General features: G+C 72.7%; 20 protein-coding genes. 4 read left to right on the forward strand and 16 right to left on the reverse strand.

The features are described 5' to 3' along the window. Nucleotides 1-52 precede the first annotated feature (52 nt). The gene (locus ACSU6M_RS01000; protein WP_437066154.1) at nt 53-931 is read left to right on the forward strand and encodes a PucR family transcriptional regulator; all 879 of its coding nucleotides are present in this window, start codon (nt 53-55) and stop codon (nt 929-931) included. A 41-nt stretch (nt 932-972) separates the two neighbouring features. Here the strand turns inward: ACSU6M_RS01000 and ACSU6M_RS01005 are convergent, their stop codons facing one another. The 3 genes from ACSU6M_RS01005 to ACSU6M_RS01015 form a co-directional block, all read right to left on the reverse strand. Further along, entirely contained in the window at nt 973-1,983 is a 1,011-nt protein-coding gene (locus tag ACSU6M_RS01005) for an RNA polymerase sigma factor (protein ID WP_437066156.1), read from the reverse strand. A gap of 199 nt (nt 1,984-2,182) precedes the next feature. Next, complete coding sequence (locus ACSU6M_RS01010) at nt 2,183-2,788, reverse strand: flavodoxin family protein (protein ID WP_437066157.1); 606 nt, start codon at nt 2,786-2,788, stop codon at nt 2,183-2,185. Between the two features lie 239 nt (nt 2,789-3,027). Further along, entirely contained in the window at nt 3,028-4,038 is a 1,011-nt protein-coding gene (locus ACSU6M_RS01015) for a hypothetical protein (protein ID WP_437066159.1), read from the reverse strand. Between the two features lie 244 nt (nt 4,039-4,282). Here ACSU6M_RS01015 and ACSU6M_RS01020 point away from each other — a divergent pair, with 244 nt between their 5' ends. The 3 genes from ACSU6M_RS01020 (at nt 4,283) to ACSU6M_RS01030 (ending at nt 6,221) form a co-directional block, all read left to right on the forward strand. Further along, on the forward strand, nt 4,283-4,708 hold the full coding sequence (locus ACSU6M_RS01020) for a VOC family protein (RefSeq protein WP_437066161.1): 426 nt from the start codon (nt 4,283-4,285) through the stop codon (nt 4,706-4,708). Between the two features lie 117 nt (nt 4,709-4,825). Next, entirely contained in the window at nt 4,826-5,209 is a 384-nt protein-coding gene (locus tag ACSU6M_RS01025; RefSeq protein ID WP_437066163.1) for a VOC family protein, read from the forward strand. An 85-nt stretch (nt 5,210-5,294) separates the two neighbouring features. After that, entirely contained in the window at nt 5,295-6,221 is a 927-nt protein-coding gene (locus ACSU6M_RS01030) for a LysR family transcriptional regulator (protein ID WP_437066164.1), read from the forward strand. Nucleotides 6,222-6,229: 8 nt separating this feature from the next. On the opposite strand, the gene fdhD is transcribed toward ACSU6M_RS01030, so the two are convergent. The 13 genes from fdhD to ACSU6M_RS01095 all read right to left on the reverse strand — a co-directional run bounded on the left by fdhD (nt 6,230) and on the right by ACSU6M_RS01095 (nt 20,789). Next, nucleotides 6,230-7,066 carry a formate dehydrogenase accessory sulfurtransferase FdhD gene (fdhD, locus tag ACSU6M_RS01035; RefSeq protein ID WP_437066166.1) on the reverse strand — a complete coding sequence of 279 codons (837 nt, stop codon included), beginning with the start codon at nt 7,064-7,066 and terminating at the stop codon, nt 6,230-6,232. A gap of 3 nt (nt 7,067-7,069) precedes the next feature. Then, nucleotides 7,070-9,379: an FdhF/YdeP family oxidoreductase gene (locus ACSU6M_RS01040; protein WP_437066168.1), complete on the reverse strand. Its 2,310-nt coding sequence runs from the start codon at nt 9,377-9,379 to the stop codon at nt 7,070-7,072. Between the two features lie 151 nt (nt 9,380-9,530). Then, the gene (locus tag ACSU6M_RS01045) at nt 9,531-10,391 is read right to left on the reverse strand and encodes a universal stress protein (RefSeq protein ID WP_437066171.1); all 861 of its coding nucleotides are present in this window, start codon (nt 10,389-10,391) and stop codon (nt 9,531-9,533) included. A 91-nt stretch (nt 10,392-10,482) separates the two neighbouring features. Further along, on the reverse strand, nt 10,483-11,310 hold the full coding sequence (locus ACSU6M_RS01050; RefSeq protein WP_437066173.1) for a hypothetical protein: 828 nt from the start codon (nt 11,308-11,310) through the stop codon (nt 10,483-10,485). Between the two features lie 651 nt (nt 11,311-11,961). Then, nucleotides 11,962-12,615 carry a DUF2637 domain-containing protein gene (locus tag ACSU6M_RS01055; protein ID WP_437066174.1) on the reverse strand — a complete coding sequence of 218 codons (654 nt, stop codon included), beginning with the start codon at nt 12,613-12,615 and terminating at the stop codon, nt 11,962-11,964. Between the two features lie 461 nt (nt 12,616-13,076). Beyond that, nucleotides 13,077-14,060, reverse strand: coding sequence for an NAD(P)H-dependent flavin oxidoreductase (locus tag ACSU6M_RS01060; protein ID WP_437066176.1), 984 nt, complete (start codon nt 14,058-14,060; stop codon nt 13,077-13,079). 135 nt (nt 14,061-14,195) lie between these two features. Continuing rightward, nucleotides 14,196-14,744, reverse strand: coding sequence for a GNAT family N-acetyltransferase (locus tag ACSU6M_RS01065; protein WP_437066177.1), 549 nt, complete (start codon nt 14,742-14,744; stop codon nt 14,196-14,198). A 10-nt stretch (nt 14,745-14,754) separates the two neighbouring features. After that, entirely contained in the window at nt 14,755-15,672 is a 918-nt protein-coding gene (locus ACSU6M_RS01070; RefSeq protein ID WP_437066178.1) for an RNA polymerase sigma-70 factor, read from the reverse strand. A 6-nt stretch (nt 15,673-15,678) separates the two neighbouring features. Further along, nucleotides 15,679-16,623, reverse strand: a complete 945-nt coding sequence (locus ACSU6M_RS01075) for an NAD-dependent epimerase/dehydratase family protein (RefSeq protein WP_437066179.1) — start codon at nt 16,621-16,623, stop codon at nt 15,679-15,681. A 98-nt stretch (nt 16,624-16,721) separates the two neighbouring features. Further along, entirely contained in the window at nt 16,722-17,729 is a 1,008-nt protein-coding gene (locus ACSU6M_RS01080; protein ID WP_437066181.1) for an SGNH/GDSL hydrolase family protein, read from the reverse strand. A 290-nt stretch (nt 17,730-18,019) separates the two neighbouring features. After that, on the reverse strand, nt 18,020-19,756 hold the full coding sequence (locus ACSU6M_RS01085; protein WP_437066182.1) for a DEAD/DEAH box helicase: 1,737 nt from the start codon (nt 19,754-19,756) through the stop codon (nt 18,020-18,022). Nucleotides 19,757-19,843: 87 nt separating this feature from the next. Beyond that, a complete protein-coding gene (locus tag ACSU6M_RS01090; RefSeq protein ID WP_023544341.1) occupies nt 19,844-20,047 on the reverse strand; it encodes a cold-shock protein in 204 nt (67 codons plus the stop codon). Nucleotides 20,048-20,246: 199 nt separating this feature from the next. Next, the gene (locus tag ACSU6M_RS01095; protein ID WP_437066184.1) at nt 20,247-20,789 is read right to left on the reverse strand and encodes an AAA family ATPase; all 543 of its coding nucleotides are present in this window, start codon (nt 20,787-20,789) and stop codon (nt 20,247-20,249) included. Nucleotides 20,790-20,850: the final 61 nt, after the last annotated feature.

Below are 20,850 nucleotides of genomic sequence, written 5' to 3' on the forward strand. Positions count from 1 at the left end.
CCACCGGGTGGCTCACGGCTCTCCGGGCAGCAGCAGAGGAAAGGGGCAGACGGTGACCGACTGGTTGGCACCGGGCAGGACATCCGAGCAGGGCGGGGCGACGCCCGCGGAGGGAGAGACGGGGGACCCGGCGAACGGGCGGCACCGAAGGGGCCCTTCGCGGAGCCGCTGGCTGCCGCTGCTCGCCGCCGCCCTCGCCGGCGAACCCGCGCCCGACGAACCGGCTCTTCGGGAACTGGCGCACCGGGCCGGGTGGCCGCTGCCGCCACGACTGCGCGCCGTGGCCGTCGCGCCGCCCCCGCCCAGCGGGCTTCCGGGCGCGGGGCCGGGCTGGCTCGCCGACTGGGGCGCCGCCGCGCCGTACGTCCTCATCGCCCAGCCGGGACCCGAACCGGCCGATGTCGTACGGCGGTTGCTGCCGGAGAGCGATGTGGCCATCGGGCCGGCCCTGCCCAGGGAACGGGCCGGCGCCTCGCTGCGCTGGGCCCGCACCCTGCTCTCCCTGGCCGCCGGTCCCGGCCGGCGGCCTGGGGCGGTGTACGTCGAGGAGCATCTGCCGGCTGTGCTGCTGGCGCAGGACGAGGCGCTTGTGCTCCAGTTGGTCAGAAGGCGCCTCGGCCCCCTGGCCGTCCTTCCGCCCGCCCAGGCGGAACGGCTGGCCGAGACCCTGCTGGTGTGGTTCGAGTGCGGCAGCGCCGCACAGACGGCGCGGGTCCTGCGGGTGCATCCGCAGACCGTCCGCTACCGCATCCGTCAGGCGGAGCGCCTGTTCGGCGATGAACTGCGGGCTCCGGGGCAGCGGTTGGAGTTCGTCCTGGCGCTCAACGGGCTGCGGCTGACCGCACGCAGCCGCCGCCATCTCGCCGCGGCCGCCCTGCGCAGGAGCCGCGGCCGGCACAGCGCCGCTCACGGCGGCGGCGACAGCGCCTGACGGCGGATCGCGGGCAGCGCGGCGGTGGTCGAGAGGGGCCCTCATCGCCACACGGCCAGGGCCAGGGCCAGGACGAGACCCAGCACCGCCGCCGCGAGAAGTCCGGGGCCGACGGGGCGGACTCGCGCCCGTCGGCCCCGTCGCGTACGCCGCCTGCCGGTGGCGGCCGGGCCGGAACCCGCCGGCCCCTGCTGCTCCGCGCGGGAACCCGGGGCCGTGTCCCTGGCCGCGCGGGAGGGCGAGTGGGTCTCCTCCGCCGTGCGGGAGCGCGGAGCCGCCTCCTTGGCCGTGCGGTACGCGCCCGCCGGCCACCAGCCCAGCAGCCCTTCCGGCAGCTGTACGGGGAGCCGGAGGTGGTGGCTGCGCAGCTCCCGGAAGAGTTCCCGGCAGTCGGCGCACAGCCGCAGGTGGCCGGTGTCGTACGGGCCGTTATACGACTCCGCGGAGCCGAGCAGCACGCTGTCGACGAAGCGCAGGCACGCCGTCTGCCGCACGCGGCGCGCGTACAGCTCGGCGCACCGGCTGCGGAGCTCTCCCTGGACCTCGGTGACCGATCGCCACACTTCCCGCTCCGGTATTCCCGCGACACGGGCGATCACGTCCAGGGGGTCCCGCTCCACCGACGCGTGCCACAGCACGCACTGCTGCTGCGGTGTGAGGCTGTGGAAGGCGGCGAGGAGTGCGCCGTCCTCCGCCAGGGACCACACCGCCCCGGAGGCGAGCCAGGCCCCGAACGGCCGTGTGAGCACCGCCTGATCCGGTCCGGCCCACAGCACGGCGGTGCTGCGGACAGCATCGAACAGCGCGACGCGCACGCACCCCAGGGCGTCCACGGGTGTGCGGGCCGCGCGCAGGCGCAGCCCGGTGAACGTGTAGGCGGTCAGCTCGGCGGCGTCGTCCTGCGAGGCCACACACGTACGGGCGTAGGCCATGACCGCCGCCCCGTGCCGCTCCTCCAGCGAGCGCACCGCCTCCGACGAGCCCTCGCGCACGGCGAGCAGCAGCTGCGCGTCCGACGGTTCGAAGCGACGCGGGCCGGAGGTCAGGAACACGCGGCCACCTCCCCTGGGAGTCCGGCTCGGATCACCGACCCGAGCCGTCGTCATCATGGTCCGGGGTCGCCACGGCATGCGATCGATTAGTCACAAAGAGACAAAGAGCCGGGACGGGCTTCGCCCGCGGCGCAGTGCGGACGCGCGCAACTGCCGCCCCACGGAGGGGCGTTGGGGAGACATGTCTGGCGTGCCGGGGTCAGGAAGGCGGCGCGGGCAGGGGGTTGGCGGCGAGCGCGCGGGCGGCGTGGGCGAGGTTGGAGGCCATGGCGCGGGCGGTGGAGTTCGACCAGTCGTGGCCGCGGTCGTCGTCGAGGTAGTCGGGGCCCGGACCGGGGCCGAGGTGCCAGTACGTCCATGCCTGGCCGGGGATGGTGTAGCCGATGTCCGCGAGGGCGCCGCTGATCTCGCTGATGACGTGGTGGGCGCCGTCCTCGTTGCCGGTGACCACCACACCGGCCACCCGGTTGTAGGCGACGGGGCGTTGTTCGTCGTCGGTCTCGCCGAGCATGGCGTCCATCCGTTCCAGCACGCGCTGTGCGACCGAGGAGGGTCGGCCCAGCCAGGTCGGCGAGGCGATCACCAGGATGCGGGCGGCGAGCAGCTTCTCGTGGACGGCCGGCCAGTCGTCGCCGGCGCCCATGTCGGTGCGTACACCGGGTTTGAGATCGAGGTCGACCGCCCGCACGACGTCCACCTCCACGCCGTGGCCTTGGAGCGCAGCGACGACCGTTCCGGCCAGGGCCTCGGTGTTGGACGGCTGAGGCGAGGGCTTCAGGGTGCAGTTGATCACCAGTGCGCGCATGGAAGACGCCTTCCCCGTGGGACGGATCCATGCGGGCGGCCACGCGCCCGGTTCACTCCGGCGCATCAACCTCCGGGCCGGGAGGTCCCCGCCTGCGCGACGCCCCCGCGGGGTGCGGGGCGTCGCACGCACGCCCGGCGTGCGTGTGCGCCGGGGCGGGTACGGCGGCGCGGGCGGGTACGGCGGGGCGGGCGCGCCCGTGTCGGCCGCGCCCCCCGCACGCACGTCCCGGCGTGTGGCTACGCCGCGTCCTCGGCGAAGCCCTCCTCCTCCAGGCTCTCCCCGCCGAAGTCCTCTTCGGCCATCATCGCGGCGCCGAAGCCGCCGAAGATCTCCTCCATGTCCAGCTCGGTGGCACCGGCCGGGGCCTTCGGCGTCTCGCCGTCGCTCATCCGGACCACCAGGCCCAGCTTCTTCACCTTCGCGTTCTCGGTCAGCTTGGCGAGGTCGATGTAGACCTCGGACAGCTCGCCGTTCTTCAGGGCGAAGTCCGCCGTGACCTTGGTGTCGGGGGCGTCCTTGAGGTCCTTGTCCGTGGGCAGTTCCATGCCCGGCGGCAGGTTCTTCGCCAGCGGACGGATCTCGTCGAAGAACTTGGTGATCAGCGTGCGGAACGGGGCCGTGGCGGTGATGTGCTCCGCGCCGTCCTTCTCACCCGCGTTCTTGAAGTCGACCTCACGGGCGATGGTCCGACGCAGCGCGTCCAGCACCTTCTTCTGCGTCTTCGCGTCGAGGGTGGGCTCCGGTTCCGGCTTCTCACCCGGCGCCGCCCCCATCTCGGCGGCGCTCTCCTCCATCTCCTTGGTGTTAAACTTCACCCACTCGCCCTCAAGCACCTTCTTCAGCCCGCTCGCCTCCGGCGGCAGGTCCCCGGCCGACGGCACGGGGGCGCCCAGCGCCTCGCCGACGGACTTCACGTCGGAGCGCAGGTAGGTGTAGTCGCCGACGACCCGGTACTCGATGAGGTCGCCGTCCTCGGTGCTGACCTTCATGGCCATGCCGACGTAGTCCTTCTCGCCGGACTCGCCGAGCGGCTTCTTCGACTGCACGGTGACACTGATCTTCGCGCCACTGAGCAGATCGGCGGCCTCGTCGGGCATCTCCTCGCCCGGCTCCGGGTCCGACGCGGCGTCCAGTTCCTTCAGGGTCCGGGCGTCGGCGTCCAGGTCCAGCTCGAAGGAGATCGACTTCTGGCTCGCGAGCTCGTCGAACGCCTGGTCGAGCTTCTTCCCGGCGGAGAGCTGCTCCACGGTGCCGCAGGCGGCCGAACCCGCCAGAACGGTACCGGCGAGTGCGGCAGCGGTCAGGGACTTACGTATCGCGGTAATGATGGTCTCCTCGTCGATGCGATCACAGCGTGATCACCTAGGAGACTCACCACCTCGCCGAATGGTTGTACGCCGCCGAGCGCCGAGCGCGGCCGGTGCCCCGTGGTGCGCCGGGCGAGCGCGCACCCCCCATGAGCCGCTTCGGGGCCCCTGCTAGGGTGCGCCGATGTCAACGATCAAGCAGTTCCAGGTGACCTTCGACTGCGCGGAGCCCCAGCGTGTCGCTCGCTTCTGGTGCGAGGTGCTGGGATACGTCGTGACGCCGCCCCGTGGGTTCGCCAGCTGGGAGGACTTCGATCTCACGCGGCCCGCCGAGGACCGCGGTTCGTGGTGCGCGTGCACCGATCCCTCGGGGGTGGGTCCGCGTCTGTTCTTCCAGCGCGTTCCCGAGGGCAAGGTCGTCAAGAACCGGGTGCATCTCGACGTGCGGGTCGGAACCGGGCTCGTGGGCGCGGAGCGCCTGGCCGCGCTGGAGGCCGAGTGCACCCGGCTGGTCGCGCTCGGCGCGGTGCGCGTGCGGCTGCTCGCCGACGAGCACGACTCGTGCATCGTGATGCAGGACATCGAGGGCAACGAGTTCTGTCTCGACTGAGTTCCCCGGGGGCCGGTCCGCTCGGGCCCTCGTGCCGTCTCGGCCGTCGGCATGGGGCCGTCGGCCGGGACGGCGACGGGGTGGCGTTCCGCGCCAAGATCGGGGAGCCTGATCCGCATGGTCTCGGTGGTGCAGAACGTAGCGATCGACTGTGCGGATGCCTATGGACTGGCCCGCTTCTGGAGCGAGGTGACGGGCCGTCCGCTGCATCCGGAGGACCGGCCCGGCGACCGGGAGACCCAGGTGATGCCGGACGACGGTCCGGCGCTGTACTTCAACCAGGTGCCCGAGCCCAAGACGGTCAAGAACCGGCTCCACCTGTGCCTGCGCCCCGAGACCTCGCGCGATGAGGAGGTGGCCCGGCTGCTGGGTCTCGGCGCCGCCTTGGTCGCCGATCACCGCGCCGCGGACGGATCCGGCTGGGTGGTCCTCGCTGATCCGGAGGGCAACGAGTTCTGTGTGCTGCGCAGTGCGGCGGAGCGGGCGGCCGCCGGTTCCTGACGCCCACGGGCCCTCCCGCCCGCTCCCCTCTCGCACGCCACCGCTTCGGCTGGCTTTACGGACAGGCGTCGGGTAGACCCTTGACGTGCTGTTTCGCCAACTGGAGTACCTCGTCGCCCTCTCCCGTGAGCGCCACTTCGCCCGTGCCGCCCAGTCCTGCTACGTCTCCCAGCCCGCGCTGTCGGAGGCGATCCGCAAGCTGGAGGAGGAACTGGACGTGCCGCTGGTGCGGCGGGGCCGGACATACGAGGGGCTCACGCCCGAGGGCGAGCGGATCGTGGTGTGGGCGCAGCGCATCCTGGCCGACCGTGACGCGATGAGGGACGAGGTCGACGCGCTGCGCAGCGGGCTCAGCGGGCGGATGCGGATCGGTTCGGTGCCGACGGCCTCGGGCGCCGTGTCGCTGCTGACCGCTCCGTTCTGTGCGGCGCATCCCCTGGTCACCGTGGAGGTGACGGCGGACATGCAGTCCCGCGAGATCCTGCGGCAGCTGCGGAACTTCGAGATCGACGCCGGGATCACCTATCTGCACGAGGGCGTGGGCGAGCAGTTCCACACGGTGCCGCTCTACGAGGAGCGGTACGCCCTGCTGATCACGTCCGCCGACGGGCTGGGCCGGCGCTCGACGGCGACCTGGGCCGAGGCGTCCCGGCTGCCGCTGTGCCTGCTGACCGAGGCGATGCAGGGCCGCCGTGTGCTGGACGCGGTGTTCGCCGAGGCCGGCGTACGGCCCTCGCCGCGGGTGGAGACCGACTCGGTCGCCACGCTGTTCGCTCATGTACGCACGGGCCGCTGGGCCAGCGTCGTACCGCGGGCCTGGCTGCATGTGTTCGGCGTGCCGCCCGGCATGCGCGCCGTTCCGCTCGTGGAGCCGGAGCACAGCGTGCCGGTCGGCCTGGTGGTCACCGCCCGCGAGCCGGGCTCGGTGATGGCGCGGGCCCTGCGGGAGGTCGCCCGGCGCACGGACGTGGCCGCGGCCCTGGAGCGGCTGCCCGGCGCCCCGCGCCCGTAGCCCGCTGTTCAGTTGACCGGCTGTCCCGCCAGTCGCTCGGCGCCGCTGTACACGTTCATCGAGCTGCCCCTCAGGAAGCCGACGAGTGTCAGCCCGCTCTCGGCGGCCAGGTCGACGGCGAGGGAGGAGGGCGCGGAGACCGCCGCGAGCACCGGGATCCCCGCCATGACCGCCTTCTGCACCAGCTCGAACGATGCCCGCCCACTGACCAGCAGGACCGTGCCGCGCAGGGGCAGCAGGCCCTCGCGCAGGGCGTGTCCGACGACCTTGTCGACGGCGTTGTGCCGGCCCACGTCCTCCCGCAGGCACAGCAGCTCGCCCTCGGCCGAGAACAGACCGGCGGCGTGCAGTCCGCCGGTGCTGTCGAACACCTTCTGCGCGGCGCGCAACCGCTCCGGGAGTCCGGCCAGCCGCTCGGGCGCGATGCGCAGGTCGTCGTCGGCCACGGTCCAGTGGGCGACCGTGCGGACGGCGTCCAGGCTCGCCTTGCCGCACAGGCCGCAGGACGAGGTCGTGGCGAAGTTGCGCCGCAGGGAGGCGTCCGGGGGTGTGACGCCTGCGGCGAGGGCGACGTCGACCACGTTGTAGGTGTTGGTGCCGTCCGCGGTGGCGCCCGCGCAGTAGCGGATGCCGGCCACCTGGCCGGTGCGGTGCAGCACGCCCTCCCCGACCAGGAATCCGGCGGCGAGGTCGAAGTCGTCGCCCGGTGTGCGCATGGTCACGGTGAGGGGGTGTCCGCCGACCCTGATCTCCATCGGTTCCTCGGCGGCGAGGGTGTCCGGGCGGTGGTCCGGGACCCCGTCCCGGATGCGCAGCACGCGTCGCCGCGATGTCACTCGCCCCATGGCCTATCGCTCCCCACGGGGTGCTGCGGCGGCAGGCGCCGGTTCCAGCCGGACGACGACGCCCTTGGAGGTGGGGCAGTTGCTGATGTCGGCGACGCTGTCCAGGGGGACGAGGACGTTGGTCTCCGGGTAGTAGGCCGCGGCGGAGCCCCGGCTTGCGGGGTAGGCGACGACCGTGAAGTCCGGCGCGCGGCGCTCCCTGCCGTCGTGCCACACGCTGACCAGGTCCACCCTCGCGCGGTCCTCGATGCCGAGCTCGTCCAGGTCGGCGGGGTTGACCAGGACGACGCGGCGGGCGCTGTGGATGCCCCGGTAGCGGTCGTCGGGGGCGTACCAGACGGTGTTCCACTGGTCGTGCGAGCGCAGGGTCTGCAGCAGCAGGTGCCCCTCGGGGACGTGCGGCATCGTGAAGTCGTTGCGGGTGAAGACGGCCTTGCCGCTCGGCGTGGGGAACGCGTACGCGTTCACGGGGTTGGGCAGCTTGAAGCCGCCGGGGCGGGCCACGCGTTCGTTGAAGCGCTCGAAGCCGGGTACGACACGGGAGATGCGGTCGCGGATGGTGCCGTAGTCCGCCTCGAAGTCCTCCCAGGGCAGGTCGGGTGCGGTGCCGAGCGTCCTGCGGGCGAGCCGGGAGACGATGGCGACCTCGCTGAGCAGGTGCGGGGAGGCCGGGGGCAGCTTGCCGCGGGAGGCGTGGACCTCGCTCATGGAGTCCTCGACGGTGACGAACTGCTCGACGCCGTTCTGCACGTCCTTGTCGCTGCGGCCGAGTGTCGGCAGGATCAACGCGGTCTCGCCGCACACCGTGTGTGACCGGTTGAGCTTGGTCGATATGTGGGCGGTGAGCCGACAGCGGCGCATGGCCTCCTCGGTGACCTCGCTGTCGGGCGCGGCCCGCACGAAGTTGCCGGCGACGCCGAGGAAGACCTTGGCGCGGCCCTCTCGCATGGCCCGGATCGCGCCCACCGCGTCGAGGCCGTGGTGTGCGGGCGGGGTGAAGCCGAACTCGGCCTCCAGGGCGTCCAGGAACCTCTGTGGCATCCGCTCCCACACGCCCATGGTGCGGTCGCCCTGGACGTTGCTGTGACCGCGCACGGGGCAGACGCCCGCGCCGGGCCGGCCGATGTTGCCGCGGGCCAGCAGGAAGTTGACGATCTCGCGGATGGTGCGGACGCCGTGCTTGTGCTGGGTGACGCCCATCGCCCAGCACACGATGATGCTGTCACTGTTCAGCACCCGCTCGAAGAGCTGCTCCATCTCCTCGCGCGGCAGCCCGGTGGCGGTGAGGATGTCGTCCCAGGACACCTTGCGGGCGTGCTCGGCGAACTCGGCGAAGCCGGTGGTGTGTTCCTCGATGAACGCGTGGTCGAGGACCGTGCCGGGCGCGGCGTCCTCGGCCTCCAACAGCAGTTTGTTCAGGGCCTGGAAGAGGGCCAGGTCGCCACCGGCGCGGATGTGCAGGAACTGGTCGGCGATCGCCGTGCCGCGGCCGATGACACCGCGCGCCTTCTGCGGGTTGCGGAACCGGATCAGCCCGGCCTCGGGCAGCGTGTTGACGGCGACGACCTGGCCGCCGTTGCGCTTGGTCTCCTCCAGGGCCGACAGCATCCGCGGGTGGTTGGTGCCCGGGTTCTGCCCCACGACGAGGACGAGGTCACTGCGGTGGATGTCGTCCAGGGACACGCTGCCCTTGCCGACTCCGAGCGTCTGCGTCAGGGCGGAGCCGCTGGACTCGTGGCACATGTTGGAGCAGTCGGGCAGGTTGTTGGTGCCGTAGGCGCGGGCGAACAGCTGGAGCAGGAACGCCGCCTCGTTGCTCAGCCGGCCCGACACGTAGAACAGTGCCTCGTCCGGGGACGCCAGGTTCCTCAGTTCACCGGCGAGCAGATCGAGCGCCTCGTCCCAGCCGATCGGCTCGTAATGGGTGGCGCCGGGCCGCTTGACCATCGGTTCGGTCAGCCGGCCCTGCTGGTTCAGCCAGTAGTCCGACTTCGTGCCCAGCTCGGCGATCGCGTGCTCGCGGAAGAAGGCACGGGTGACGCGGCGCGTGGTCGCCTCGTCGCTGATGTGCTTGGCGCCGTTCTCGCAGTACTCGTTCAAATGCCGCTTGCCCGGCGCGGGCTCCGGCCAGGCGCAGCCGGGGCAGTCGATGCCCTTGGCCTGGTTGACGTTCAGCAAGGTCAGAGCGGTGCGCCTGGCGGAGGTCTGCTCCAGCGAGTACCGCAGCGCGTGGGCGACCGCGGGAACCCCGGCCGCCCAGGTCCTGGGCGCTGTGACCGACAGGTCGTCGCCGGGATCCTCGATGCTGCTCATGGTGGCGTCTGCCTCTTCTCCGGCGGTCATCGGAATTCCGCCGAGTGACCATTCTTGTTTTCCTGCCGGAGCAGTCAAAGATTCCTTTTCGATGAGGTGATAAGTGCGGCCTATCACCGCACGGCAGGCCGGCTTCGGGACAAGCGGCGGCTCATGGCCTGCCGCCCCGTACGACGGCGACGGGGCACTGGGCGTGCCGCAGGAGCGCCTGGCCCACCGAGCCGGTCAGCAGTCCGGTGAGCCCGCCGTGGCCGCCGGCGCCGGCCACCATCAGCTGCGCGGTACCACTGGCGTCGATCAGAGCGGTACGGATGCGCGAGCGCATCACGCGGCGCTCGGCGGCCACGTGCGGGAAGAACTCCTGCCAGCGGGCCACCGTCTCGTGCAGCAGGCGCTGCTCGGCCGCGCGTACGTGCTCGACATCGCTGACCACGGCGGTCAGCGGGTCACCGGCGCCTTCGTAGGCGTGCTCGCTCCAGCTGTTCCACACATGCAGCGCCACCAGCGGCGCCTCGCGCAGCGCGGCCTCGGCGAACGCGAACGCCACCGCCGCCTCCCCCGCCGGGGAGCCGTCCACCGCCACCAGAACCGGACCGCTCGCCGCCACCCGGCCGCGCGCGACCAGCAGCGGGCAGTGCCCGTGCACGGCCAGATGCGCGGCGGTGGAGCCCAGCGGCAGCCCGCCCGAACCGGAGACGGCCGCCGTGCCCAGCACCACCAGGGCGGCCGAGCGGGACTCGATCTCCAGGACCTGGCGCGGGTCCCCCGCCACCACGGAGCGCGAGATCTCCAGGCCCGGCGCGGCCGCGCACGCCCGTCCCTCGGCCCGTGCCAGGACCCCGCGCGCCAGCGGCTTCAGGCCGCGCCGCCACGCGGCCGCTCCCGCAGGAGGGCCGAGAGCGTGCACCATCCGCAGCGGCGCCCCGCGCAGGCGCGCCTCACGGGCCGCGACATCGACCGCCACGAGGCCGGAGGCGGCTCCGTCCACCCCCACGACGACCGGATCCTTCATACGCGTGCTCCCTCCCGGAACCGCACCGGGGAGCGACTCCTTCCATTCTCGGCACGCGCTGCTCCGGGAGGCCACCGGCGACGGCACGCGTCTACCGGCCGGTCGCCGCCGGTGCCGTGTGCCGTGGGTGGGCGGGGCACCGGCTGTCGACGGGTTCGTCGGGAGCCGGCGCGGTGGCGATGGTGACGGTGACGGCCCCGACGAGGGCCGCCGTGGTCGCGAACACCGCGCGGGTGAGCGTACGGACGCGACGCTCGCCTGTGGCACGAACGGACCAGGGCTGGGCGAGCGTGGCGACGGACACGTCCTGGACGCGGGTTCTCAGGGCGTGCCGGGCGGCGTCGGCGCCGCTGTGCGGCAGTTGCCGGGCCATGGCGGCACGCGCGTGCCGCAGTCTGGCGTTGGTGGCGGCGACGGTGGCCTCCGTCTCGACGGCGGCCTCGTCCACGTCGAGGCCGAGGCCGTCGCACAGCACCGCCGCTCGGCGCTGCCAGGGCGGCAGGTCCAGCAGCGCGCGCAGAACCGGGTCGGCGGGCTGGGGTGCGGGGCGGCCGAGCAGGTGCCGCAGACGCTGCCAGGGAGCCAGTGCGTGCTCGTGGGTCCGTGCGCGCACCCATCCCTCGGGGTCGGGGTCGCGCGCGACCTCGGGCCAGCGTTCCCAGGCCCGGTGGAAGGCACGCTCGGCGGCCTCGAAGGCCAGGCGGCGGCAGCCGGTCAGCACATACGCCTGCTGGACGAGCGCGGGCGCCGCGGCGGTGTACAGCGCGTCGAAGGCCGCCCGCGCTGTGCAGGCCGGTGCGGCCGGGGTCTGCGGGGGTGCGGTGCGGGGCGGTGGCATGTCGAGGGAGTCGGTGCCGGGTTCGTTCGGTGGCGTCGATCTGCCGGGCGGTGCCGAGATGGCGGTCGGTCGGCGGTACACGGTGCGGTGCTCCAGGTGAGAGGTCGGCCGGAGGATGGGCGGCGCCGGGCAGCGGCCGGCGCCGGGGCCGTCGCAGACTCTCCTACGCGCTGTCCGCGGCGGGCCGACGCGCGGACGCGCCTGCACGCCGCGCACGAGCGGCCCAGGGTCAGCGGTCGGCGAGGAAGGCCGCGAACGCGGCGGCGCTGCGGGCCATCCGGTACTTCTCTACGGTGGGGTCGTCGTCGGCGTTCTCGCGCCACAGACGGGCGTCGGCCGCCGCGAAGGCCGCCTTCGCGCGGGCATCGGCCCGCTTCCAGGAGGGGAAGGTACCGGCGATCGCGTCGGCCTCGGCGGGCGTGTGGCCCGCGGCCAGCAGACGCGGGGCCAGCAGCGCGGGATCGATCCATGCCGCGCCGCGTGTGGGCCGGGCCCAGTCGACGTGGGCCCGGTGACGAACCCCCGTCGGCTGCGGCGCGGGCCCGGTGACGAGCCCCCGTCGAGTGCGGCGTGGGCCCGGTGACGAACCCCCGTCGGCTGCGGCGCGGTTGCGTCAAGGAGCCCCGCGCCGCACCGGACAGGTCAGCGCACCTCAAGCCCGAAGAATGGTTTCTCCGCTAGCGGCCGCGCCGACAGGTGTGCGGGCACTCGGAGGAGCCCACGGCGACGGCCTCACCTCTTGGGGCGCGGCGCATGCGCCCCCTTGCGGCCGCGGTGCTTGGACGAGACCTGTCCGACGAGTTCCCAGAAGCACACCAGGGCGGTGATCGGCGGGATGCCGAGGGTCACATAGGCCAGCACCGAGCCGGTCGAGTGACTGACGCACAGGGCCACCGCCATCGCGGACGTCACCAGCAGCACGCCCCAGGAGCGCGGCGCAGCCTGATGCTGGACGGTCGCCCGCAGGATGGACAGGGCCGCGACGAACCACGGCCCGTACACGGTCAGCGGCCACCACTGCGCCAGCCGCGAGGGCAGGACGAACTCGGCGATCGTGCGCAGCTGGCCGTAGGTATAGGTGATGGACCAGCCCAGCAGACAGGCCGCGCACACGGCGATGACGGCGAACAGGACCGTCACCTGGTTGATGCGTCGAACGGCGATCAGGAGCGGCGATGTCGGCCGCGTCCGCCTGCGGTCGCCGCGCGACGGCGGCCGGCTCCCACTCGCGGCCGTCGGCCGCGGGGGCGACGCCGCGGCCAGCATCTCGGCCAGTTCCTCCTCAAGTCCCCGCCGGCCCGGCGTGGTGTCCGGCCCGCCCTCTTCCCAGGACTGCTGGGCGGGAATGGGGACGCCGTCGTACCCGGCCGGCGTGTCGTGCTCCAACCTCTGGGGGAATTGCGGGACATACGTACTTTCCCTGTTGCCGTACCAGTCCATGGGGTTCCTTCGTACCGTCGTGAATCGATCTGCCCAGAGCGCGGAACCCGGACGCCGGCACCGGTGCGGACCGTTCCCGGCATGCCCCTCGCACACCGGCCCGCAGACGTTCGCTCGTCATCGTCCTGATCTCGTTTGGAAAACCATCCGACAGCCCGGAGACACCACGGCCGCTCGTCACCCCACCGGGATCGCCGAGCACCGGAAGAATCCTTTCTCCAAGCCACCTGCCCCTTTCACGTCCGCATAACGAACGAGGTCGGAGAAGGGGGTGTGCGGCGATCGGGTGATCGCATCACGCGAACGAGTCACCGCTGACGCCGCCTCAAACGCTTGACCGAGCACCAGGTCTGGGGGGTACGAGCGGACGCTCCCACAGACCGACTGGGCGCGGCCACGAGAGGCGGCTATTCCGTCGTCCGCACCAGACCGGCCAGGTCGCGCAACGCCGTCTCCGCCTCGGCGACCAGCCGGTGGACGAGGTCCGCGGCCGGTGCCACGTCGTGGATCAGGCCCGCCGTCTGTCCCGTGAGCGGGATCAGTTCGTACGCCGTGCCGTCCCGCATCGCCGTCATCATCTGGTTCCGCAACGCCTCCGCGGAGGCCGCCGCCGCCTCGGGCCGGCTGTTCCACTCCTCCACGAAGCGGGTGCGCAGCGAACGGGGCACGGTCTCGTACCCGCCCTCGGTCGGCCCCGGCAGCACATGCTCGACGAACTGCACCTTGACGGCGTCCTGGCTGGCGGCGGAGACGATGTCGGCCTTCCACTCGTCGGGGATCGCGCACTCGGCCGAGGCCAGGAACCGGGTGCCGATGTTGACCCCCTGCGCGCCCAGGGCCAGCGCCGCCGCCAGCCCCCTGCCGTCGGCGACGCCGCCGGAGGCCAGCACCGGCAGCGGCCTCACCGCGTCGACGACCTGAGGGACCAGCGCCATCGTGCTGACCTGCCCGCTGAACCCACCGGACTCGGTCCCCTGCGCGCTGATGACGTCGACCCCGGCCTCGGCCGCGCGCAGCGCCTGCTCGACGGTGGTGACCTGCTGGAGGAACACCGCTCCGGCGTCATGGACGCGCGCCACCAGGTCACCCGGCTCACCGAGGGCGAAGGAGAACACCCGCGGGGCCAGTGCGATCACGGCGTCGAAGATCTCGGGGTCGAACGGCCGCCGCGTCATGTTCACCGCGAACGGCCGGTCGGTGAGGTCCCGCAACCGCGCGACGTCCTCACGGACCTGCGCCGGCGTGCGCAACGTGGTGGGGACGCTGCCCAGGGCCCCGGCATCGCTCACGGCCGCGGCGAGCTCCATGCTCTGCCGCCAGGGCCCGCCGAGAGGCCCCTGGACGATCGGCACGTCGATGCCGAGCACTCCGCACACCGGTGTCCGAAGCATTTGCGTCTCCATTCCGGGAAGCCCGGGGGCACGAAAAGGGCAATTCCGGACAGAGCCTAGTTCGTTTCCGGTGGACACCTCACCGTTGATCCAGGCGTTTCGCCACCCGCCGTCCCGTTCCGGCCGTACGACAGCTCATCCCGGCGGCGTGAGCGCGGAACGCACGCCGAACCACTGCTCGGCGCCGAACTGCTCGAACCGTTCCACCTCGGTGAACCCCAGCCTGGCCCCGAGGCGCATCGCGCGGGCGTTGACGGTCTGGGTGCAGAGCACCACGGGTTCGCCGGGGAGCGCGCCGGTGAACCAGTCGAGGGCCGCCGTACACGCCTCGACGGCGTACCCGTGTCCCCACGCGTGCGGCAGGAACAGACAGCCGAGTTGGGCCTCCCCCGCGTCCGGGCGGACGTGTCCCGGCTGCCCGGCGTCGCGCCGGTCGAACGTGATCATGCCGATCATCGCTCCGTCGAGCTCGGTCACGAACAGGCCGGGGCGCCGGCCGGGCACCTCCGGCATCGCGCGGTCGAGCTCCTCTCGCGGCCGGGCGCCCCCGATGTACGTGCCCACCTCCGGGGAGGCGAACAGCTCGACGAAGGCCGCGCGGTCCCGCGCCTCGGACGCGCGGAGCACGAGCCGTTCCGTCCGGATCGGGGCAGGAGGCCAGACGACGGATCCGAGTTCGGCCATGCCGGGCACCTTATCGGGCGGGCGGGCCCGGCGTGATCCGCCGGGCGCCGGGGTCCTCGGCCCCCTGGAGGTGGTGGAGCTTGTCGGGGTTGACGACGGAGTGGATCGCGCGGATCCGGTCGTCGGCGATGTCGAGGCTGATGACCCCGACCAGCCGGTCACGCGCGTCGTACACCATGGCGCCCGGCGTGCCGTTGATCCCGGTGAGGCGGAGGTGACCGCCGAGGCGGTCGCACGCGGCCATTCCGGCGAGGAAGGTCCGGGCCACGTGCTGCCGGCCGGCGACCACGCGGCCCAGCGCGGGGACCTTGCCGCCGCCGTCGCCGTGCAGCGAGACGTCCTCGGCCAGCAGCGTCTCCAGGGCGGACAGATCGCCCTCCTCGACGGCCGCGAAGAAGCGCCGGGTCAGTTCGTCGCGCCGGCGCCGGGAGGCGTGGTAGCGCGGGCGGCGCTCGCGGAGGTGCCGGCGGGCGCGGGCGACCAGGTGGCGTGCGCTGTCCACGTCGGTGCCGACGATCTCGGCGACCTCCGGGTACGGATAGTCGAACACCTCGCGCAGCAGGAACGCGGCCCGCTGGTGCGGTGAAAGACTCTCCAGCAGCACCAGGAAGGCCAGCGACAACGAGTCGGCGGCCTCCGCCTGTTCGGCCGGGGTCGGGTCGTCCAGCAGCGGCTCCGGCAGCCACTCACCGACGTAACTCTCCCGCCGTACCCGCGCCGAGCGCAGCTGGTCGATGGCCAGACGGGTCGTCAGAGTGGCGATGTACGCGTGGGGTGAGGCGATGGGCTCCGCCCGCTCCAGGGTCTGGTGCATCCGCAGGAACGCCTCCTGGACCACGTCCTCGGCCTCGCTGACACTGCCGAGCATCCGGTAGGCGATGGCGAACGCCCGCGGTCGCAGTTCGCCGTACAGGTCCGCGACGGACATCGCGAGCTACTCCAATCCCTGGGTGAACCCGGTCCGCCAACTCGCGTACCGCGGCGCCCAGTCCAGCTCGCGCTTGGCCTTCTCGCTGGTGATCCCCGGGGCGCGCGTCATCATATCCACCGCGGCCCGGCCGGCCACGGCGCCGACCAGCCAGCCCGGGATGCGGCGAGGGGGCTTGGCGCCGAGTGCGCGGGACAGGTACGGCAGCCACTCGCTCACGGGGGCCGGGTCGTCGTCGGCGACGTGGTAGATGCCCGGCCTGCCGCGCTCCACGGCCGCGACGGTGGCCGAGGCGGCGTCGGCGATGTGCACCAGCGACCAGATGCCGGCGCCGCTGCCGATGACCGGGAACTGCCGCCTGCGGATCTGACCGGCGAAGACCGCGTCCGGCGCGGAGCTGATGCCGGTGCCGGGGCCGTAGAAGCAGCCGTAGCGGATGGCGATGCCGTCGGCCCAGGTGATGCCGGTGACCGAGTCCTCCAGGTGGCGCAGGGCGGCCACTCCCTCCTCGGCGTCCGCCGGGGGGTGGGGCTCAAGGCGGCCGTTCTCGTCGACGACCGGGCCCGCCGCGCGCTCCATCCACATGGCGTTGCTCTGCGCCACGAACCGGCGCACGCCCACGGCGCGGGCGGCGGCCACCAGGTGGTCGGTGCCCTGGGTGCGCAGCCGGTTGGTGGCCGCGGCCATCTCCTTCATCCGCCGCATGTTCACCGGCCCGCTCAGCGCGGTGAGCTGGTGGACGACGACCTCGGGCTCGGCCTTGGCCATCGCGTCGGCCACCGACTCGGGGTCGAGGGCGTCGACGACGGCCGGCTCGGCGCCGAGCGCGCGCAGGGCGTCGGCCCTGGCGGCCGAGCGGGTCGTACCGACGACCTCGTGGCCGCGTGCCACGAGCTGGGTGACGATGTGGCCGCCGATGGCGCCGGACGCTCCGGCGACGAAGATCTTCATGGTGTCTCCTTGGGTGCCGCTCTCACCCATGAAGACGGGACACCTCCGCACCGCATGATCGGATGTGACCTGGATCACCATCCAGGCGGGCCGTCAGGTCAGGCGGGGCCACGGCCGTACATCGCCGCGATCGACTGGGCGACGGTGTCGCCGTTGCCGTCGCGGCCGGTCTCGTTGGCCGCCAGCAGCCACGGCAGCCTCTGATGCAGGAGGGTCACCGCGGAGGGTTCGAGCAGTCCACCGGCCGAGCGGTCGGTGCCGTCGCAGGCGGTGGCGGTGCCGGTCGTGGCGTAGAGGTCGACGAAGTGGGCGTGGTGCTGCTCGGCCTTGGCCGCCATCAGCGAGTTGAGGCGGGCCTGCACCTTGCTGTCGAGGAAGTCCCATGCGCTCTCCGGCACGTCCGCGAGCGGCCGTTCGGCGCTGTCGGGGAGCGGAGTGCGGCAGCGCCCGCGGTCCTCGGGGACGAGGCGGGGATAGCCCACGAGGACCGTCCTGGCCGAGGGCGACTCACTGGCGATCTCGGAGAACAGCTTGTCTAGGTCCTTGCCGGTCTGCTCGAACCGCTGCTCCAGCCAGCGCGCGCCGACACCCCTCGCGAAGTACGCCGCGCACTGTCCGGCGGGCGACCCGGCGTCCACGGGGAGGTCCGGCAGATGCGAGCCCTCGGTGCCGCGCAGGCGCTGCGAGCACTGCTTGAGGATCTGCCCCCACCCCGCGGTTCCGGCTCCGAGTCCGGCCACCACGAGCTCCGTCCGCTTCGTCAGGGCCCGCTTCTGCGGTGCGGCGACCTCACCACCGCCGAGATCCTGCTCCTGCCATACGTGGTGGAGGGCCGCGCCCGCGCAGGACACGTCGGCGGTGATGTCCAACAGGATGGACTGGTCGGCCAGTTGGTCCTCGACGACGTCGGGAAGGTTCTCCTTGGCCCGTACGCAGAGCAGGGCGCCCGGGTCGACGGGGGCGATGCCCCATCCGGCGACGAAGGCGTCGCCCAGGAAGACGGTGGGGATCTTGGGGGGATTCGCTCGGGCCGCGTGGGCAGGGGGTCCGGCGGTCGCCACCGCCAGGAGCGCCGCCGCCGCGCAGAGCGTCCTCGTCAGCCTCATGCCGGACATTCAACGGCCGCGGCGGTCCCTGCGGTGCCGTGCGCCGCGGAGTCCACCTGGGAGAGGGAATTCAGCGGCGCATGGAGGCACGCGGGGTTTGCCCGGAGGCGGGGCGGTTCGGGCGCCGAGGGGTGGTTCAGGTGGCGCGGGGGGGCGGGGGTCGTGGAGCGGGCCGGTTGGCGTGGTGGGGCAGGGAGGCGGCCGCCTCGGGGACATCACGGCCGCCGTCACCGGCTTCGCCTACGGGGTCACGGTCGCTTCGCTACGGGGTCACGGTCGGGTGCCGGTCGTCACCCGGAGGCGGACCCGGTCGCCCCACGGCCCCTGGACCGGCGGTTCGCACCGCGTCCGGGCGTCTCGGCGGATCCGCTGCCGGCGCCTGCGCGGCGGGCGGTGGCGCGTCCACCGGCCGTGGCGGGGGCGCCACCGGAGGCCGCGGCCCGGCGGTCGGAGCCGCGGCTCCCCTCGGCACCCCGGCTCCCCTCGGACGCTCGCCTGCTCCCGGACCCGCGGCTGCCCTCGGAGCCTCGGGTTCCCGCGGAGCCCCGCCGTCCCTCAGCCCCGCGGCCGCCGTCGGAACCCCGCCGTCCCTCGGAACCCCGGCTTCCGGTGGAGGTGGCTGTCGTCGCCTTGGCACCGCCGCCGCTGCGGCGTCGGCGGCCGGACCGCCGCGCGGACTCGGCGCCGGACTTGCGCTCGGCGCCGGCCCCCGTCGGTGTCGCCGGCTGGGGGACCTCGATGGTGACGGCCACGCCGGAGGGCTCGCGGGCGCCGGTGATGGTGGCCAGTTCCTCGTCGCTCGACTTGATGCGGGCGGTCCGGGGGCGGATGCCCGCGTCGGACATGAGCCGGGTGACGTCCCGCTTCTGCTCGGGCAGCACCAGCGTGACCACACTGCCGGAACCTCCCGCGCGGGCCGTGCGGCCGCCGCGGTGCAGATAGTCCTTGTGGTCGGCCGGCGGATCGACGTTCACCACGAGGTCGAGATCGTCGATGTGTATGCCGCGCGCCGCGACGTTCGTCGCCACCAGTGCGGTGACCTGGCCGTTCTTGAACTGTTCCAGGGTGCGGTTGCGCTGCGGCTGGCTGCGGCCGCCGTGCAGGGCAGCGGCGCGGACGCCGACGGCCAGCAGGCGCTTGGCGAGCCGGTCCGCCGACCGCTTGGTGTCGAGGAAGAGGATGACCCGGCCGTCACGGGCGGCGATGCGCGTGGTGACGGCCTTCTTGTCGGTCTCGTCCAGGACGTGGAACAGGTGGTGCTCCATCGTGGTCACCGCGCCGGCGGACGGGTCGACGGAGTGCACCACGGGGTCGGTCAGGAACTGCTGGACCAGACGGTCGATGTTGCGGTCCAGGGTGGCCGAGAAGAGCATGCGCTGCCCGTCGGGCCGTACCTGCTTGATCAGCTTGGTGATCTGCGGCAGGAAGCCCATGTCGGTCATCTGGTCGGCCTCGTCGAGCACCGTGATGCGCACGTCGTCCAGTACGCAGTCCCCGCGGTCGACGAGGTCGTTGAGCCGGCCGGGGCTCGCCACGACCACCTCGGCGCCGCGCCGCAGGGTGGCCGCCTGCTTCGTGATGGACAGCCCGCCGACCACGGTGGCCACGCGCAGGTTCACCGCGGTCGCGTACGGGGTCAGGGCGTCCGTCACCTGCTGGGCGAGCTCGCGGGTCGGCACCAGCACCAGGGCGAGCGGGGCCCTGGGCTCCGCGCGCAGTCCGGTCGTACGGGCCAGCAGCGCCAGTCCGAACGCGAGGGTCTTGCCGGAGCCCGTGCGTCCCCGGCCCAGCAGGTCGCGTCCGGCGAGGGAGTTGGGCAGGGTGGCGGCCTGGATGGGGAAGGGCGTGGTGACGCCCTGTGCGGTGAGGGTCTTCAGCAGCCCCGCGGGCATGTCCAGAGCGGCGAAGTCCTCAACGGCGGGAAGTGCGGGGGTCGTTCCTTCCGGCAGCCGGAAGTCCTTCGGCGGCGAGGCGGGCGGCGGTGACGATGTCGCGCGCCGGTTCTGCTTCTGGGGTCTGCGGGGCATGCAGTGATTCGCCTTCCTGAAAACGGCAGAAACCGGGGTCCGCACCGTCACGGTGCGGACCCCGGCGAGTGGACGCGCGTCCGGCGATCAGGCGGGGACGATGTTCTCCGCCTGCGGGCCCTTCTGGCCCTGCGTGACGTCGAAGGAGACCCGCTGGCCCTCCTGGAGCTCACGGAAGCCCTGCGTCGCGATGTTCGAGTAGTGCGCGAAGACGTCGGGGCCGCCGCCGTCCTGCTGAATGAAACCGAAACCCTTTTCGGCGTTGAACCACTTCACAGTTCCCTGTGCCATGTCTTTTCTCCTTCTGTAGGCAGAGGCCCCATCCGGAGACGCCGGAAAAACAAATGCGCCTGAAGGAGAAACATTCCCGTCAGGCGCACATAGGTTCATGGGTACCACAACTGCAACTCCAAAACCGTAGCACACCTGGACGGCGCCGGGGGGATCAGGAGAGGTGGCGCCCGTCACTCCTGCCCCGAGCTCCGCACCCTCACCTGCCTCGCGCGGCTCGTTCGGCGCTTGCGGCCCCGGCGATCCGCAGGGCCGTCTCGGCGGGCGTGAGGCGCGTGGTGTCGACGACCTCGGCCTCGGCGTGCAGCCAGGCACGGGCGGCCTCGGCGTACGGCTCCAGATACGCCAGCCGGAAGGCGGAGGGACCCATGTCGGGGTCCCGCTCGATGCGCCCGCGCAGGGTCTCCTGGTCGGCATGGAGGACGAAGTGCCGTACCGGAATGCCGTGTTGGGCGAGACCCGCGCTGATCTCCCTCCAGTACTCCTCGACCAGGACGGTCATGGGCATCACCAGAGTGCCCCCGGTGTAGTCGAGGACGCGGCGCGCGGTCTCCACCACGAGCGGCCGCCACGGCGCCCAGTCCTGGAAGTTGCCCGTCCAGGGCAGCGTCGGTTTGATGTCCATCAGCGTCTCACCGACCTTCTCGGCGTCCAACACCCGCGAATCGGGGATCAGTTGCTGCACGAGCGCGCTGGTCGTCGTCTTACCCACGCCGTGGGTGCCATTGAGCCATACGATCATGCGGGCGACGCTAGCGCCGTACGGTCGCCCTCCGGTCCTCGACCTCCTCGGCTCCGATGCG

The sequence above is a fragment of the Streptomyces sp. enrichment culture genome (assembly GCF_964272895.1).
Taxonomy (GTDB): domain Bacteria; phylum Actinomycetota; class Actinomycetes; order Streptomycetales; family Streptomycetaceae; genus Streptomyces.